This is a genomic window from Trebonia kvetii, assembly GCF_007827045.1.
Classification (GTDB): domain Bacteria; phylum Actinomycetota; class Actinomycetes; order Streptosporangiales; family Streptosporangiaceae; genus Trebonia; species Trebonia kvetii.
The window spans coordinates 150,240-165,867 of record NZ_RPFW01000001.1; the positions used below are offsets into that span (position 1 = coordinate 150,240).

Annotated in this window: 11 protein-coding genes; 4 read left to right on the top strand and 7 right to left on the bottom strand. The window is 69.9% G+C overall.

From position 1 onward, the window contains the following. Nucleotides 1-6: 6 nt before the first annotated feature. Together EAS64_RS00655 and EAS64_RS00660 are read left to right on the top strand one after the other, a co-directional pair. A complete protein-coding gene (locus EAS64_RS00655; protein ID WP_145850772.1) occupies nt 7-1,161 on the top strand; it encodes a hypothetical protein in 1,155 nt (384 codons plus the stop codon). 131 nt (nt 1,162-1,292) lie between these two features. Further along, complete coding sequence (locus EAS64_RS00660; protein ID WP_145850773.1) at nt 1,293-2,162, top strand: alpha/beta fold hydrolase; 870 nt, start codon at nt 1,293-1,295, stop codon at nt 2,160-2,162. Between the two features lie 97 nt (nt 2,163-2,259). Here the strand turns inward: EAS64_RS00660 and fxsT are convergent, their stop codons facing one another. The 7 genes from fxsT to EAS64_RS44380 form a co-directional block, all read right to left on the bottom strand. After that, nucleotides 2,260-6,201 carry an FxSxx-COOH system tetratricopeptide repeat protein gene (gene fxsT, locus EAS64_RS00665; protein WP_145850774.1) on the bottom strand — a complete coding sequence of 1,314 codons (3,942 nt, stop codon included), beginning with the start codon at nt 6,199-6,201 and terminating at the stop codon, nt 2,260-2,262. Beyond that, nucleotides 6,194-7,492 (bottom strand): TIR-like protein FxsC, encoded by a 1,299-nt coding sequence (locus EAS64_RS00670; RefSeq protein WP_187365592.1) that lies wholly within the window; start codon nt 7,490-7,492, stop codon nt 6,194-6,196. The genes fxsT and EAS64_RS00670 overlap by 8 nt, the downstream gene beginning before the upstream one ends. 111 nt (nt 7,493-7,603) lie before the next feature. Further along, nucleotides 7,604-8,530, bottom strand: a complete 927-nt coding sequence (locus EAS64_RS00675) for an AAC(3) family N-acetyltransferase (RefSeq protein WP_246115478.1) — start codon at nt 8,528-8,530, stop codon at nt 7,604-7,606. Then, nucleotides 8,434-10,953 carry an FxsB family cyclophane-forming radical SAM/SPASM peptide maturase gene (locus EAS64_RS00680; RefSeq protein WP_187365593.1) on the bottom strand — a complete coding sequence of 840 codons (2,520 nt, stop codon included), beginning with the start codon at nt 10,951-10,953 and terminating at the stop codon, nt 8,434-8,436. Before EAS64_RS00680 ends, EAS64_RS00675 begins: the two co-directional genes overlap by 97 nt. Before the next feature lie 494 nt (nt 10,954-11,447). Next, entirely contained in the window at nt 11,448-12,389 is a 942-nt protein-coding gene (locus EAS64_RS00685) for a diaminopimelate epimerase (protein WP_145850776.1), read from the bottom strand. Between the two features lie 84 nt (nt 12,390-12,473). Beyond that, nucleotides 12,474-12,971 carry an NUDIX domain-containing protein gene (locus tag EAS64_RS00690; protein WP_145850777.1) on the bottom strand — a complete coding sequence of 166 codons (498 nt, stop codon included), beginning with the start codon at nt 12,969-12,971 and terminating at the stop codon, nt 12,474-12,476. 316 nt (nt 12,972-13,287) lie between these two features. Next, nucleotides 13,288-13,980 carry a DUF4282 domain-containing protein gene (locus EAS64_RS44380; RefSeq protein ID WP_222848902.1) on the bottom strand — a complete coding sequence of 231 codons (693 nt, stop codon included), beginning with the start codon at nt 13,978-13,980 and terminating at the stop codon, nt 13,288-13,290. 206 nt (nt 13,981-14,186) lie between these two features. Here EAS64_RS44380 and EAS64_RS00700 point away from each other — a divergent pair, with 206 nt between their 5' ends. Together EAS64_RS00700 and EAS64_RS00705 are read left to right on the top strand one after the other, a co-directional pair. Then, entirely contained in the window at nt 14,187-15,296 is a 1,110-nt protein-coding gene (locus tag EAS64_RS00700) for a WD40/YVTN/BNR-like repeat-containing protein (RefSeq protein WP_145850778.1), read from the top strand. Then, on the top strand, nt 15,293-15,610 hold the full coding sequence (locus EAS64_RS00705; RefSeq protein ID WP_246115479.1) for a MoaD/ThiS family protein: 318 nt from the start codon (nt 15,293-15,295) through the stop codon (nt 15,608-15,610). Before EAS64_RS00700 ends, EAS64_RS00705 begins: the two co-directional genes overlap by 4 nt. Nucleotides 15,611-15,628: the final 18 nt, after the last annotated feature.

Below are 15,628 nucleotides of genomic sequence, written 5' to 3' on the forward strand. Positions count from 1 at the left end.
GGCAGCGTGAGCGATGGTGACGGGCCAGGCGAGACGGGCGTCGGCGACCGGGTGGCGGCGGCGGTCGAGGAGCTGTACGGCGCCGACCCGCAGGCCTTCACCGAGCGGCGCGGCGAGCTAGCGGCCGCCGCGCGCAGTGCCGGCGACCGGGAGGGCGCGAAGGCGATCGGCGCGCTGCGGCGGCCCACCCGGGCGGCCTGGGTCGTCAATAACCTGGCCCGTTCGGACCCGGGCGCACCCGCCAAGCTGGCGGAGCTGGCTACGGCGCTGCGCGCGGCGCAGCAGGCCGGGCACGGGCCGAGGCTGCGCGAGTTGTCCGCCGCGCGCGGCGCGCTGGTCGACGCGCTCACTAACCAGGCCTTCTCGGTCGCTGGCGTGCCCGACGCGCCGCCATCGCTGCGCGCCGAGGTGACCGACACGCTCACCGCGGCCGTGGCCGATCCCGAGGTCGCGGCCGGCTTCGCCAGCGGGACGCTGACCCGGGCGATGCAGTGGTCTGGCTTCGGGGTGCTGCCAGAGGCGGCGGCCGGGGGCGGGCCGGACGAGGGCGCATGGCCTGGCCTCGGGCTCGCCGCGGGCAGCGGCGAGGAGAGCGCCGACGGGGAGCCTGGCGGCGTCGATGGCGGGCCGGCGATCCCGCGCCCGCGGCTCGGCGTGGTGACCGGCGGGCGCGCCGCGGGCGGCGCCACGACCGAAGCGGGAACCGATGAGGCCGCGGCGGGTTCGCGCGCGGTCCGGCCGGCCGCCGCAGGCACCACGGCCGGGGGCGCCAGGGACCGGCGCACGGGAGGCAGGCGCGCAGCGGGCACGGCTCAGGGGGACACGGCCGGCGGCAGGCAGACCGCGGCCGCCAAGGGGTCGGCGGAGGCCGCCGCGCGGCGGCAGGCGGAAGCGGCCGAGCGGCTGGCGCAGGAGGCGGCGGAACGTGCGGCCCGCCGCCGGGAGCAGTACGCCGATGCCGAACGGTTGGTGGCTTCGACCGCCGCCGCCGCCGCTGACGCGCTCGCGAACGAGGATCGGCTCGAGGCGGAGGTCCGTGATCTCGAGGACCGGCTCACCAGGACGCGGGCCGACCTCGCGGGGATGCGAATGAAGGCCCGCCACGCCGAGGCCGCGGAGCGCCGGGCCCGGCAGGCCCTTGACCGCCTGCCCCGCGAATAACAGCCCCGCAAATAACGGCCGGCGCACGCGACATGACATAGACATGACAACGGCGTCCTAGCCTTGACTCGGCAGTAGGTAAGCAGGTGAGATCGCGTTATGGGGTTTTCTGCGGTGGATCATTGCGGCACGTGACAAATTCTGTAATTTCGGCGGACGGTCGTCGTATCGCCGTGCAGGTATCGGGGAATCCTTCAGGACCTGCTGTTTTCTTTCTGCACGGCACGCCGGGCAGCCGGGTGGGCCCGCTGCCGCGCGGACTGCGGCTTTACGAGCTCGGTGTCCGCGTCATCACGTTCGACCGGCCCGGCTACGGCGGCTCTGACCGCCTCGAGTCCCGCATGGTGGCCGATGTGGTACCCGATGTGCTCGCCATCGCGGACGCGCTCGAGGTCGACCGCTTCGCGGTGCTCGGCCGGTCGGGCGGCGGTCCGCACGCACTCGCTTGTGCCGCCCTGCTTCCCGCGCGGGTGACCCGGGCCGGCGTCCTGGTGAGCCTGGCCCCGTGGGCCGCCGAGGGGCTCGACTGGTTCGCCGGCATGGCCGACTCCAACGTGGTCTCCTACACCGCCGCGGCGTCGGATCCCGAGGTGCTCACCGCGCGCCTGGTGCAGGCCGCCGCGCAGATCAGGGCCAACCCCGCGAGCCACGTCACCGCCCTCAGGCCCGAGATGCCCGCCGCGGACCAGCGGATCGTCTCCGACGCCGGCATCCGCGGGCAGCTCGCGCAGAACTTCGCCGAGGCGCTCGGCGGCTCGGCTGACGGCTGGATCGACGACGTGCTCGCGTTCTGCTCCCCCTGGGGCTTCGACCTGGCGGACATCACCGTGCCCGTTCTGCTCTGGCACGGGCAGGAGGACGTGTTCTCGCCGGTGGCACATACCCGGTGGCTCGCCGCGCAGATCCCGAGCGCGGTCATGTCCATCCGCCCCGCCACCGCCCACTTCGGCGCGCTCGAGGTGGTCCCCGACGTGCTCTCCTGGCTGATCAGGGCCGCCTGAAACGCGCGAATATCTCCCGGGGGGACGACTGCTCCCCAGCACGGGGGGCACCCGCCCCCCGTCCCCCCTGGCCGTACCCCCCGATATGGGCGGGTCATTACGTCGGCTGGGCCTCCAGGTCGCGGTTCTGCAGCCGCCAGTTGCGCAGCGCCGTGACGCTGGGGTGGTCGTTACCGAGCACCTGGCCGAGCGCCCCGATCACCTTGACCTGCAGCGCCTCCGCCTCGTCGAGGCGGCCCTGCGCGCGCAGCACGATCGCCAGGTTCGCCTCGCAGACCTGGGTGTCCGGATGGTTCTCGCCGAGCGTCTTGCGCAGCCGCTCGTAGGTCTCCCGCTGCAGTCCCTCCGCGTCGGTAAGCCGCCGCAGGTCGTGCAGGCAGTTCGCCTTGTTGATCTCACACGACAGGGTGAACGGGTGATCCTCGCCGAGCGAGTCGCGCATCACGCCGAGCGTGCGGTCCGCGAGCCCGAGCGCCTCGCGCGCCGAGCCGACGCCCCGCAGGTAGGTCGAGATGTTGTTCTCCGCGACGAGGGTGAACGGGTGGGCGCCGCCGATGCTTGCCTGGTAGGCGCGCAGCACCTGGCTCGCCACCTGGAACGCGGCTACCTTGTCCTCGCGGGCGGACAGGTCGGCGGCGAGGTTCAGCTTGCAGGCGAGCGAGTCCGGGTGGTTGGTCCCGTAGATCCGCTCGTAACGGTCATCGATGTCCCTGGTCAGGACGTAGGCCTCGTCGAGCCGCCCCATCTTGCGGAGCGAAACCGCGAGGCTCTTGGCGGTGCGCAGGGTGTCCACGAAGTCCTCGCCGAGCACCGAGAGGTAGCGCTCGTAGGTCTCCTGGAGCAGTTCGACCGACCCCGGGTAGTCGCCCGCCTCGCGCAGGTCGCGCGCCAGCATCGACGCGGAGTGCAGCGTGTAGGGGTGGTCGGGCCCGAGCACGATCTGCCGGTAGTTCCTCGTCTCCCTGTCCAGGTCGCGTGCGCGGAAGCAGTCGCCGACCAGGCGCAGGTCGATGGCGAGGTTGTTCGCGCTCGACAGCGTGTTGGGGTCGTCGGGGCCGAGCAGCTGGCTGTTCCTGCTGTAGGTCTCCTCGTCCAGGTCAAGCGCTTCGCTGAACCGGCCGAGACCGCGCAGGTCACCGCCCAGGCTTCCCGCGGTCAGCAGGGTCGACGGGTGGTCGTTGCCGAGCACCTCCTGCTGCTTGCGGAAGATCTCGGTGTCCAGCTCGTAGGCCTCATGGAAGCTGCCCTGCGAGCGGAGCACGTTCGCGATGTGGAAGCGGAGCGACAGGGTCTGCTCGTCGTCCGGCCCGATCTTCTCCCGCCACTGCTGTTCGAGCAGGTGGGCGACGTCGAGTGCCTGCTCGAAGTCGCCGCGCTTCCACAGGTAGCGCACCCGGTCGATGAGAAGCTGCCTGGCCTCCTCCTCGTCGCAGTTCCACACCTCGGAGGGACCAAGGTGCGGCCAGATCAGGTCGTACCGCGCCCAGTTGGCCGGGTCGTCGGTCTCGCCCTGCCGGGGGCGCGCGCCCGCGAGGATGGTGTGCACCTCGTGCAGGGTCGCGTCGCGGTAGGAATCGGGCTGCATCTGGTCGCGGATGGCCGCCTGGATCAGCCGGTGCACCTGGATCGAGTTGCTCGTCACGTCACGGTCGACCTTGGCGAGCGAGAACCGCGTGATGTCCGTGATCAGCAGGCCGAGGACGCTGCGGGCCGCGCGCAGGCGCCGGTCGTACGGGATCAGGGACTTGATCATCTCGTCGCTGTTGAGCAGCGACAGCGAGATGGGGTCGGGGGCGAAGCAGGCGCACAGCTCGAGCAGCCTGGCCGCCGCGGGCGACTGACTCCTGAGCCTGTCGAACGAGAGCCGGTAGGTGACCGCGACCGAGGTCGGGTAGTTGATCGGCTGGCTGAGCTCCATGGTCGCCGCGAACTGGTCTTGCAGCTGCTCGACGTACTCCGCGGCGGTCATCCCCGTCGCGGCCAGCCAGGCGCCCGCCTGCTCGATCGCCAGCGGCAGGTCACCGAGTGCCTCGGCGACCAGGGTGGCGTCCTCGTCGGTGAGTGCCTGCACGCGGCGCTGGAGGTAGGCGAGCGACTCCGGCCTGGAGAACACGTCGATCGCGACCGGCTCGGCCACCTGCGACCAGGCGGGATTTCGCGAAGTGACGATGACGTGACCGGGACCGCCGGGGAAGAAGTTCTCGATCTGGCCGGGCTCGTCCGCGTTGTCGAAGATCAGCAGCCAGCGGTCGTACGGACGGCCGCGGCGCAGCGCCTCCCTGACCAGTTCCGCGGTCTCCGCCGTGGAGTCGGCCGGCCTGACTCCCAGGTGCTGCGCCAGTTCGGCCAGGCTCGGGTTGATCAGGTCGCGCTGCTCCGACGGCACCCACCACACCAGGTCGTAGTCGGCCATGAAGCGGTGCGCGTACTCCTGCGCGACCTGAGTCTTGCCGACGCCGCCGAGTCCGTGCAGCGCCACGGGCAGGACGACCGCGGTGCTGCTGCCTATCAGCTGGTCGTGCAGCTTCTCGAGTACGTCGTTGCGGCCGGTGAACGAGGCGTTCCTTGTCGGCACGCGCCAGACCGGCGGGATCGTCCGCGGGTAGCGCGGCTCGGGGCCCGCCAGATGCTCGGCGAGCTTCGGCGGGTAGCCGAGCGCCTTCAGCACCTCCTCGGTCGCCTGGGTGGCGTCCCTGCGGGTCAGGTCCACCACACTCCGCTCGGAGAACGGCTGCTCGATCCGCGTCTCGCCGACCCTGACCGGGATGAGCCGCCTGCCGGTCCCGGCGGGGTCGGCGGCGCCCATCGCGTCCCACACGCCCTGGGCCTGCGTCGACTGCATGTACGCGGCCGACAGGACGGCGATCGTGCGGCTGGCCGACGCGGCGCCGCGTTCGGCTTCCTCCCTGGTGTTGCCGCCGGCTATTGATGAACTCGACGGGCGCAGGATGCGAATGCCGCGCGGCGCGAGCACCGCCGCGATCCAGTCCGCCCACATCCGGTCCTCAGGAACGTAGCTGAGGTAGATGTCGCCTGGCGGTGGCTGCCGCGGCCTGATGAACGCGGCCTTGTAGGTGAGCCTGATCTCGTCGCTCATCACGCCGAGCGTGCGCACCCGCCCGTCGGTCAGCGCGGCGGTCAGCCGCTCATAGGCGCCGAGCAGTGTGGTCGGCGAGCGCGGCGCGTCGCCGAACACGGCGAGCGTCTCCTCGAACGCGTAGAACGGCTTGTACGGGATCGGCACCGCGGCCCAGTAGTCGTTGGCCTCGAACTCGCCGAGCTTCTCGTGCAGGCTGCTGCCGAACCTGGCGCGGGCTGTCGCCAGCCCGACGTCGGCCTTGTCCTTCTCCGCCTCGTCGATGCGCATCGGGACAGGAAGCACCTGGATGTTGCGGTAGTGGTACCGCTGCTCCACGTTCCTGGCGATCGCCGCCGCCCCGTCGATGGACTGGTCGTTCAGTGTGAAGCAGTCAACCAGGATGTCCGGCAGGTGCACCGTGCAGATGTCCGCGATGTCAGACAGCCCGGTCCTGCTGTCGATCAGCGTGTAGTCGTAGTGCGCCTTCATGTCGGCGCGCAGCCCGTCGAAGAACTGCCCGCCCTCGAGCCGGTCGTAGAAGTTGTCCCAGTCGATCGCGGTCACCGCGGACGAGTAGTCGCGGTTCTGGCGGCCCGCGGAGACGAAGTCCAGCGTCCCCCCGTCGGGAAAGTCCCAGCTCAGCGAGACGGCGTGCGGCAGTATCTGCGCGTAGTCACGGACCCAGTCGGGTGAGCGCTCGTCGGCCTGGGCGGCGTCCCATACGTAATCGGTGATCAGTTCGATGATGCCGGGCGTCGCCGCGACCTTCGCCGGGTCGAGGAAGGGATGGTAGTAGCGGTGCAGGCCAGGCGAGTCGAGATCCCAGTCCACCACGAGCACCTTCAGCCCGTTGCTCGCGAGGATCCAGGCGACGTTGGCAAGCGCCATGGTGCGGCCGGTGCCGCCCTTGAAAGAGTAGAAGGTGACGATCTTTCCCTCGGCGGTCATGTCATCAGCCATCAGCGCGCTCCACGGGTGTGTCGTCCTGTCCGTCGTTCGCCGACGCGATCCGGGCGGATGCCAGCCTGACGTAGTGCCGTCCCGCGGCGGCGAGTACCGCGGGGAACACCACGCCGAAGTCCTCGAGTGAGGGGACGCCGCGCACGGCGAGTGCCGATGTCGCGCGGCCCTCTCGCAGCATGCGGGGCAGCGCCGCCTCCAGGGCCGACCGCAGTTGCTGCGCGTCCGCCTGCATCTGCGCGTCCTTGGTGTTCCACACCACGACGACCTGGACCCATGGCTTGTCCATCGCGTCGAGCCGCCGGAGCATCTGGCCGCATTCCGGCTGCAGCACCGCCCACGGGTCGATCAGCAGCACCTCGGGCCCCGTCGGCTGCCCGGCACCGAACAGCGCCGACTCATGCCGGTACAGGTCGCCAACGTCCGGGGTGTAGGACAGGCTCCGCGCGAGATCCCCCGCGTGGTCGGCGAGCGCGCGCAGCGAGTCTTGGCGGAACGGATTCCACTCCCTTACGTTCTCGCCGTAGTAGGCGGGGTCGCGGCCGCCGGGCAGTTCGTCCCTTTCCGGCGCGATCACGGTGAGCCGCAGCAGCTTGTCCCCCGGACCGGTCCCGCCGAGGCCGCCGAAGGCGGACGGCAGCGATTCGTATTCGGTCCAGACCTCGTGCTCGATCGGGGGCGAGGCCTCCGCGGCGTCGACGATCCGCCGCGCGAGCAGGTACACGGCCTCCTCATAGGCCTCCCGCCACCGGCTGACCTTCATGATTCCGTAGAAGCCGTGCTCCGCGTACAGCGGGCCGAAGTCGGCGGAGTTGTACTGCACCGCGCTGGCCGCCTCGGGAAACAGGCCGTCGCGCACCGGTATCCACAGCGCGGGGACGATGGTCTCGATCGGCCTGGCGCTCCTGGCACGGTAATTGAGCCGACGCCTGTTGAACGCGAACCACTCGCGGCCGCAATGCTCGCTCTTGAAATACCGCCGTGAGTACAACGGCACGAAGACATGGCAGGTCGCGAGGGCTTTTGACAGGTGCCTAGGCCACTCGTGCCCCTGCTGGAGTTCCCGGTCCATGAAACCGGCCTTCTTGCCTGGCGCGAGATCTGCCAGCGATTTGATGTGCTCGCACAGATCGTCGTAAAGCTGGGCTATCCACAGGTCAGGGTCTCGTCCGACGGGAAAGTCGCGCGGGCCGTGCGCGTAGCTGAGGAAGAAAAACGGCCCGTCGTCGGCGGCGGCTGGCGACAGATACCTGTCGCCATCGGCGTCTCTGGCCGGGTAGCCTCCGTGCACCGGGTCTCCCTTCCTGCATGCGGGCACGCGTGCCTGCATTGGTTAGGAAACCTCACTATATGAGACGGATAAGCATTTGCAAAGAACGCATACCCCGCATTAGCAAAGGCTTTACTTACGGTTCTCCGTCATCCATTGGGCGGCGAAGTCAACGGCGTGGCAAAGTGGCATCAGGCGGCACTCCGCATTACCCACGTCACCGCGGTTGACGTCGGCCGCCTTTTCAAAGGATTTGCCGATAACCTCGAATTCATGATCGTCGAGCATGACGTCGTCGTAGGACGTCCAGCATCGCTGGCCGTCGGCGAGGGTGACGACGCACTCGTAGCGGCGCACCGGCGGGCTGGGCGTGTAGCGGTACTCGGCGAGATGGAACGCGGTGCAGGCGTGGTAGCCGGTCCCGAGCAGCAGCACCCGCGCGTCCATCTTGTACAGCTTCGCGAGCGGTGAGTCCTCGCCGTAGTGGCAGTGGAGCCGGTGGTCGTCCATCAGGTAGCCGGCCTCGGGCCCGACGGCGGCGAAGGAACTCTGCGGGTGGCCGCTGCGGACCGCTCCCGGCCCCGTGCGTACCGCCTCTGCGATGGCGCCCATCCCGCTTGGCATGCCCGCGTGGAACGCGGGCATCTCGGCGCGGTAGGCGAGGACCTCTTCCGGCGTCATCCCCGCGATGCGGGCGAGGTGCACCCGTGAGGTGTTCGAGTTCTGTTCCGTCGCCGCCGGCACCACGACGTTCCGCGCTACCTCGCGCAGTGCGCCGGCCACGGCCTGCGCCCCGCCGTCCACCCAGCCGATGGAGCGCAGTGAGCCGTGCACGAGCAGGGTATCACCCTGGCCCACGCCAAGGCCGCGCAGGGCATCGACGAGCTGCTGCCCGGTGACCCCCTGCGCGGAGACACGGCTCTCGGGGGCGCGGGTCGCGTCGGCGGCGGCTGCCATGACGCTCAGGAGTCCTTCCGCCGCTGCCACGCCGCCCGGCGCTCGGCCGCCCACCGCGCGGCGGACGACGCGGCGGCCTGCGGCACCGGTTCGCTCAGCCACGGCTCGACGGTCGCGCGCATGCCGGCGACGAAGCGGTCACCGAGCGGTGTCAGCGCGCCGGAACCGGCCAGCGTCTCGATCGCCTCGGCGGTCATCATCCGCCAGCGGGCGAAGCGTTCGGCGGCCTCGGCGGCCGCGGCAGGCTCCTGGCCCGCCGCGTCGCGCCTGACTCGCCAGAAGTCGGTCACCCCGATGTGCGCGTAGGTGCCCTGGAGCAGCGCGCCGACGGGCCTGGGGTCATCCCGCCACGGCGCGAAGAACACCCGCTGGTCCGTGCGGTCGCACAGGTCGAACATGTCGGTCAGCGCGCCGAGCTTGACGTGCTGGAACTCGTGGATGAGCAGCAGCGCCAGGTCGGCGCCGGTGGCGGGCAACGCGGCGGCGACCGCGCCGAACGCCTGCCTGGCCGCGGCGCTGATCTCCCTGCCAGGCGCGTCGTTCGCCAGCGGCATCACGGTACTCAGCCCGGCCGCGAGGCCAGGCGCGTACGTGGGGAAGCTGTCCTCGATGAGCGGCCACGCCTCCGCGAACTGCTCCTGCCAGGCGGCGACCGCGGCCGGCGTCAGCCGCGGCGCGGCGGGCCACTGGTGGCAATCCCTGTTGAGGTCGGTGTCCTCGAGGCGGACCGTGAACTCCCCTGACCGCAGTACGCGGACCGGCTGCCAGTCGGGTTCCGTCTCGCTGGCCGGGTCCTGCACGCCCGCCTCGACCCGCCACTTGCCTGACGTCGCCCGTGCCTCGAACTGCCCGGGCCCGGTCACCGCGATCGTGACCGTCCGCGCGTCGCCCGCGCGGAGCCGTCCGAGCGTGGGGAGGTGCGCGTACCCGTCGCTGACCGGCACCTCCGCTTCGGCCAGCGTGCCTGACCTGATGGCCGCCGCCGCCGCCACCGACGCCAGGTGCCCGGCCCGGGTGGCGGTGCTTCTGGTGGCGGTGCCGACGGCGGTCCGGCCGGCGTTCCGCAGGCAGCCCTCGGCCCAGGCCCGCACGTACGGGTGGGCGAGCACCTCGTCGACCGCGCCAGGGGCGGCGTGGTCGAGGCGGGTAAGCAGGTCCCAGCCGCCGTCGAAGACCGGGTCGCCGTCCAGGGGCGCCCGCTCGTGGAGCAGGCGCAGCACTGCGCGGCGCACGCTGCGCTGCGCGGCGCTGAGGTAGGAGATCGACTCGGCATCGCCGAAACCGGCGGCCAGGGCGTCGAAATGGGCCTGCGGCATCGAGTGTGACGGCCGCTGCGCGGCAACCGTGGCACCCGCCTGCGGGAGGAGCCGCGCGCGCACGTGAGTGATGATCTTCTCCAGGTCAGTGCAGTACACCGAGGGATTGGCGAAGCCGCTGCCCGTCAGGTAGCGGTGGGCATACAGGCCGCCGCCGCAGGTGTCCACCACCGGGCACGTGCGGCAGACCGGGCTCAGGCCGGCGATGCCCTGCTGCCGCGCCCTGATCGCCGGGTGCGCGGCGGCGGCGTTGAGCGAGTGACTGAAGACGTCGAGTCCGGTCACGGGCGCGCCATCGTAGGCGACCTTGATCGAGTCCGCCTGCTCGATCGTCCCGTCGGTCTCGATGACGGCGACGTCGCTCGGCGCGAGCCCCAGCGACTCGGTGCCGGAGGCGCCGCCGAGTGTGGTCTCGATGATGGACTCGAACATGCGCACCGGAACCCGGCGGCCGTCCTTCGTCCATTCGGCGAAAACGGGTGCCAGCCAGTCCGCGTACGGTGTGGCACCCGGCTCGCCGGCCAGCCGGGCCGGCAGCCGCCCGTCGGGCAGCGGTCCCCGCTTGCCCGGCGGCGGGGTTTCCCAGGTGCCGTGCGGCAGCAGGAAATCGAGATTCGGCGGGTCGAGTTCGGCAAGCGCCCGGTACACCGCGACCGGGTCGCTGCGGATGTCGATCGTCGCGAGCAGGCCGGCGAACAGGGGCCGGTACCGCTCCTGGCGCAGCAGGGCGACGGCGCGCAGCACCTGATCGTAGCTGCTGCGCCCGTTGAGATAGCGGCGGTGCAGGTCATTGGCCGCCCGGTCGCCGTCGAGGGAAATGCCTACCAGAATTCCCTCGGCGAGGAACATCTCGCAGAACGCGGTGTCAAGCCGCACCCCGTTCGTGTGGATCCGCAGGTCAAGTTCACACACAGGCTCGATCGCCCGGCGCAGGACCCGGGCGATCGCTCCAAGCCGAGACACGCCAGCCAGCAGCGGCTCCCCGCCGTGCAGGATGACGCGTACCATCGACAGCCGGTGCTCGCTGGCGTGCTCCGCGATGCGCTCCGCCGCCTGCCGGGCCGTCTCCGGCGATATCACCGTGGGACGGCCGCGCCAGCTCTGGTCGGCGTGCTCATAGACGTAGCAATGATCGCAGGCGAGATCGCACCGGCTGTGGATCTTGAGGACGAACTGCCGGAACGGCAGCACGTCCCCGAAAACGGCCAAGGTCTCAGATGGATGAATTGAAGGCGGAGACCGACGTTCCCGGTTCACCTTCAACGAGGCCAATACGCCGCATTATGTGCGCGTATTCGACGTCATCGATGCTCACTTCAGCGTCAAGCGGCAGATCATGAATGTCGGACATGTCCGAGGTGAAGACTGCGTCCGCGTACGTAGTAGGCATATATTTTCGGCTCCCTAGGCCGGGCGGTACCGACGACGATCAAGCCCGTCGGCACGATCGCTGCTGTGTGAAAACTACGAGGTACTTCAGCCCTGCGTTTCTGCGGATGAGCTTACCGCTCTAGCGACCGCGAGCAACTTCTCTGAGGACAGAATTGCTGCTGGTCAGGATGGGCACTCGTGATGCTATGCCGCCATAGGCGAAGATCACTTTCCGCTGCCCAGAGCGGCATTCGCGGCAACTGCGGCTAGGTCGGCTGGAGCGAAGCGCGACTTATTTACTACTATGCGTCACTTGCCGCCGATTGCCTTCGCTAAGGATGCGACGTCGTGATGCCGTGCGAGGTGAGAAAGGCGACGTTTCGTTCGTCGAGGGTGGCATATGCGGCGTTCTCGTCGGCGGCCCATTCCACCGGTCCGGCCTGGCTCCCGTCGGGGTCCACCTCGGCCCGGTAGACGACCGTGGCGTTGCCCTCGAGCACCGGATGCCAGGCACCGTCGCGGACGTGAATGGTCGCGGCGGCGACGCCGCCCGCGTTGCGGACCACAACGCGCCGCTCGGGGTCAAGCCCCGACACGCGGGACCAGGCGGCGCGCGATGCCACCACACCGGAGCCGCAGGACGGGGTCAGGCCCGCGCCGCGTTCGAAGGTGCGGACGAAGACCTCAGGCACGTCGCCGCCGTCGCGGCCGTCTGCGCTGTCGAGCGGCAGCAGGAAGGAGACGTTGGCGCCCTCGTCGAACGCCTCGTCGGCGCGCTTGCCGAGCTCGATCAGGTCCGGCTCGCGGTACTCGCCGACCACGGCGATGACATGCGGGTTGGGCACCGCGACCGCGGTGAATCCCGCGAACGGCTCGGGGAGCGCCGCGTTGTCGAAGCGCAGCGGCGGCAGCTCGAGCAGCACCTGGCGGACGCCTTCGGGCGTCGACGCCGCGCGGTGCACCGTGTAGTCCCGGCCGCCGCTGCTGACCACCTCGGTGTCAGTGCCGCGCAGGTCGAGGATGAGCCGGCCGAGACCGCGCATCCCGTTGCCGCAGAACTCGGCGGATGAGCCGTCGGGGTTGAAGAACCACGCCCGCGCGTGCTGGCCGCTCACGTCGTAGAGGTAGATCCCGTCGCTGCCGCCCGTCCATGACGAGCGGTCGCAGACCCGGCGGACGAACTCGCGCAGCACCGCGTCGGACGCCCACTCGTCAGGCGTCGCCTGCAGGGCGAAGATCTCGTTGAGCGACCCGTGGGTCTTCACCAGCATCATCGCATACGAGCCTACCGCTCAGCCGCCGGGCAGGCGGAAGGCGAAGGCAGGTATGGCCTGGGATTTTGGGGGTTACGCCCTGGCTCACATGCCGAAGGCGGGATACGTGGAGAAGCGGGCGCCAGCCGCGTAGTTGCGCACCGCGACCCTGGCCCGGTCGATCATGTTCGCCGGGAGGTCGGTCAGCGGGTACCAGCCGAAGTCGCTGTAGCTGCGCGGCCCCCGGACCGGCGGTACCGGACAGGCCTCGCCCGCCCAGCCATCCACGGTGAGGAAGAATGCCATCCGTCCCGCGCCCGACACGTCGTGCATGACGTGGGCCAGTGACACCCTCGCGGGGTCGAGCGCGATTCCCGCCTGAGCGGTCGCCACCCGGACCGCCGCCTCCACGAGCGTCTCGCGTTCCGCGAGGCGGCCGGACGGCGGTTCGTACGCACCGTCGCCGTATCCCGTGTTGGCGCGTCTGCCGAGCAGCAGGTCACCATCGTTCACCAGCAGCAGGTGAACGTCGACGATGAGCTGAAAGTGTCGAGAATGCCTGGCCGCCTCGGCGGCCAGTGGCTGCATCAGGGTTCTGGTCATGACTGAGATGTCCTGCCCGGCTTGCCATCGTGTTTCCCCGGTCCCCGCGGTGCGGTCCGCCGTTGCCGGCCGACCGCTCCCCGGGACAGGTAACGTACTCCACGCTCGCTGTGGATCACCATGTGTGTAACCGGGCCTCTGCTGTGGAATACCACGTGGTTGGACGTCTCCCGCTGTGGACATCCGATGCCACTCAGCCCGCGCATGCTTGGGGTCCGCGCTGTGGACAAGTCAGTGACGGCTGTGGATATGACTGTGCGGAAAAACTTGCTCCGTCTTGCCGTCGGGACCCCTCGGGACGCCTGGCTCAGCGCTGTCAGGGCTGGCTTTCCGCTCTTTCGCGGATCTTCTTGGTGTCCTCGTGGATACGGAAGATGACCATGAACGCCTCGAGCACCACCCGGTACACGCCGAGCGTGAGCAAGATGAAGATGGGCTCGACGATGATCAGCACGGCGATGCCGCCGCCGACGCCGCCCTGCCGGAAGCCGATGATGAGGAAGAACAGGCCGAGCAGCAGGGTCCAGATGGTCAGCAGGACGTAGAGGACCTTGATGATCTTCGGCGTGACGAACGAGTCGAAGCTGAAGTCGAACAGCGACCCGATGAAGCCCTTCTCGCCGCGCGGGCGTGCCGCCGCGGGCGTCACTCCGGCGATGCCCTGCCACTGCGGTACGCCGGCACCGGCGGCGGGGGCGTAGCCGGGCGCCTGGTAGCCCTGGTACTCCTGGCCTGGCGCCTGGGCACCAGGGTTCAGGGTCGTGAAGGTCTGATCCTGCTGACCGTAGCCGTGGTCCTGCGCTGCGTACGTCTGGTCTTGGGGAGCGTAGCCCTGCTCCTGGGGGGAGAAGGACGGCGGGGGCGGCGGGTATCCCTGGCCTGGCTGCTGGCCGCCGGCGTTCCCCGACGGCGGGGTGTAAGTGGGCTGCTGCCAGGCGGGGCGTCCCTGGGTCAGCGCCTGATCCTGGCCACTGGGCTGGAAGGAAGGTTCTGGCGGCTGTCCGGCCATCGTGCACTCCATGGGGGTGGGCCGTCTCGGATCGGGCCCTCGACAGGCGGCGCGCGACCACACGCGCCGTAATCAGTTCACGTTATCCTGCCAGACATCGATAGGCGCGATGAGTTCCGCCAATGCAAACAGTCATACGAGGATCGGGGCATATCCAGCCCAGGAGGGTCTTAGCTGCGCAGGGTCACGAAAGGAAGGCGGTCGTCATGACACAGGTACGAGTACTGGCCGGGACGCGCAAGGGCGCGTTCGTGCTGACCTCGGACGAACGGCGGGCGAAGTGGTCGGTCACCGGCCCGCACTTCGGCGGGTGGGAGATCTACCACCTGAAAGGCTCGCCCGCCGACCCGAACCGGATCTACGCCTCGCAGAACACCGGCTGGTTCGGGCAGCTCATCCAGCGCTCCGACGACGGCGGGCTCAGCTGGAACCCGGTGGGCAACGACTTCAGCTACGCGGGCGGCGACCCGGGCACGCACCTGTGGTACGACGGCACGGCCAAGCCGTGGGAGTTCAAGCGGATCTGGCACCTGGAGCCGTCGAAGACCGACCCGGACACCGTGTACGCGGGGGCGGAGGACGCGGCCCTGTTCAAGTCCACCGATGGCGGCGTGTCGTGGACCGAGCTCACCGGGCTGCGCCAGCACCCGACGGGACCTTCGTGGCAGCCGGGCGCGGGCGGCCTGTGCCCGCACACGATCATCTTGCAGGAGCCGCGGATCTACGTGGGCATCTCGGCGGCGGGCACCCTCCGTTCCGACGACGGTGGCGAGACGTGGCGGGTCATCAACAAGGGCCTGCTCTCCGACGGCATCCCGGATCCCGACGCGGAGGCGGGGCACTGCGTGCACCACGTGGAGGCGCACCCCGCCAAGCCGGACACGCTGTTCATGCAGAAGCACTGGGACGTGATGCGGTCCGACGACGCCGGCGAGAACTGGTACGAGATCAGCGGCAACCTGCCGAGCGACTTCGGGTTCCCGATCGCGGTGCATCCGCACGAGGAGGAGACGCTGTACGTGGTGCCCATCACCAGCGACAGCCTGCACTATCCGCCGGAGGGCAAGCTGCGGGTGTGGCGGTCGCGCGTCGGCGGCAATGAGTGGGAGGAACTGTCGGCGGGACTGCCGGAGAAGGACTGCTACGTCAACGTGTACCGCGACGCCATGTCGATGGACACGCTTGACGACGCGGGGATCTACTTCGGCACCACGGGCGGCCAGGTGTACGTCTCACCCGACTCCGGCGACAACTGGGCGCCGATCGTCCGCGACCTGCCCGCCGTGCTCTCGGTCGAGGTGCAGGTATTGCCGTGACCGAGATACGGGTCGTGCTCCCCGCTCACCTGCGGACCCTGGCCGGCGTGCACGGCGAGGTGCTGCTGTCGGTGGCAGGCACCGAACTGACCCAGCGGTGCGTGCTGGACGCGCTCGAGGCGGCGTACCCGGTGCTCGGCGGGACGATCAGGGACCGCAAGACCGGCAAGCGGCGCGCGTTCGTCCGGTTCTACGCGTGCGAGGAGGACCTGTCGAACGAGGCGCCCGACGCGCCGCTGCCCGCGGTGATCGCGGACGCCATCACCGCGGGGCGCGAACCGTTCATGGTTGTCGGCGCGATGGCCGGCGGATAGTGCGTTATAACCCGATAA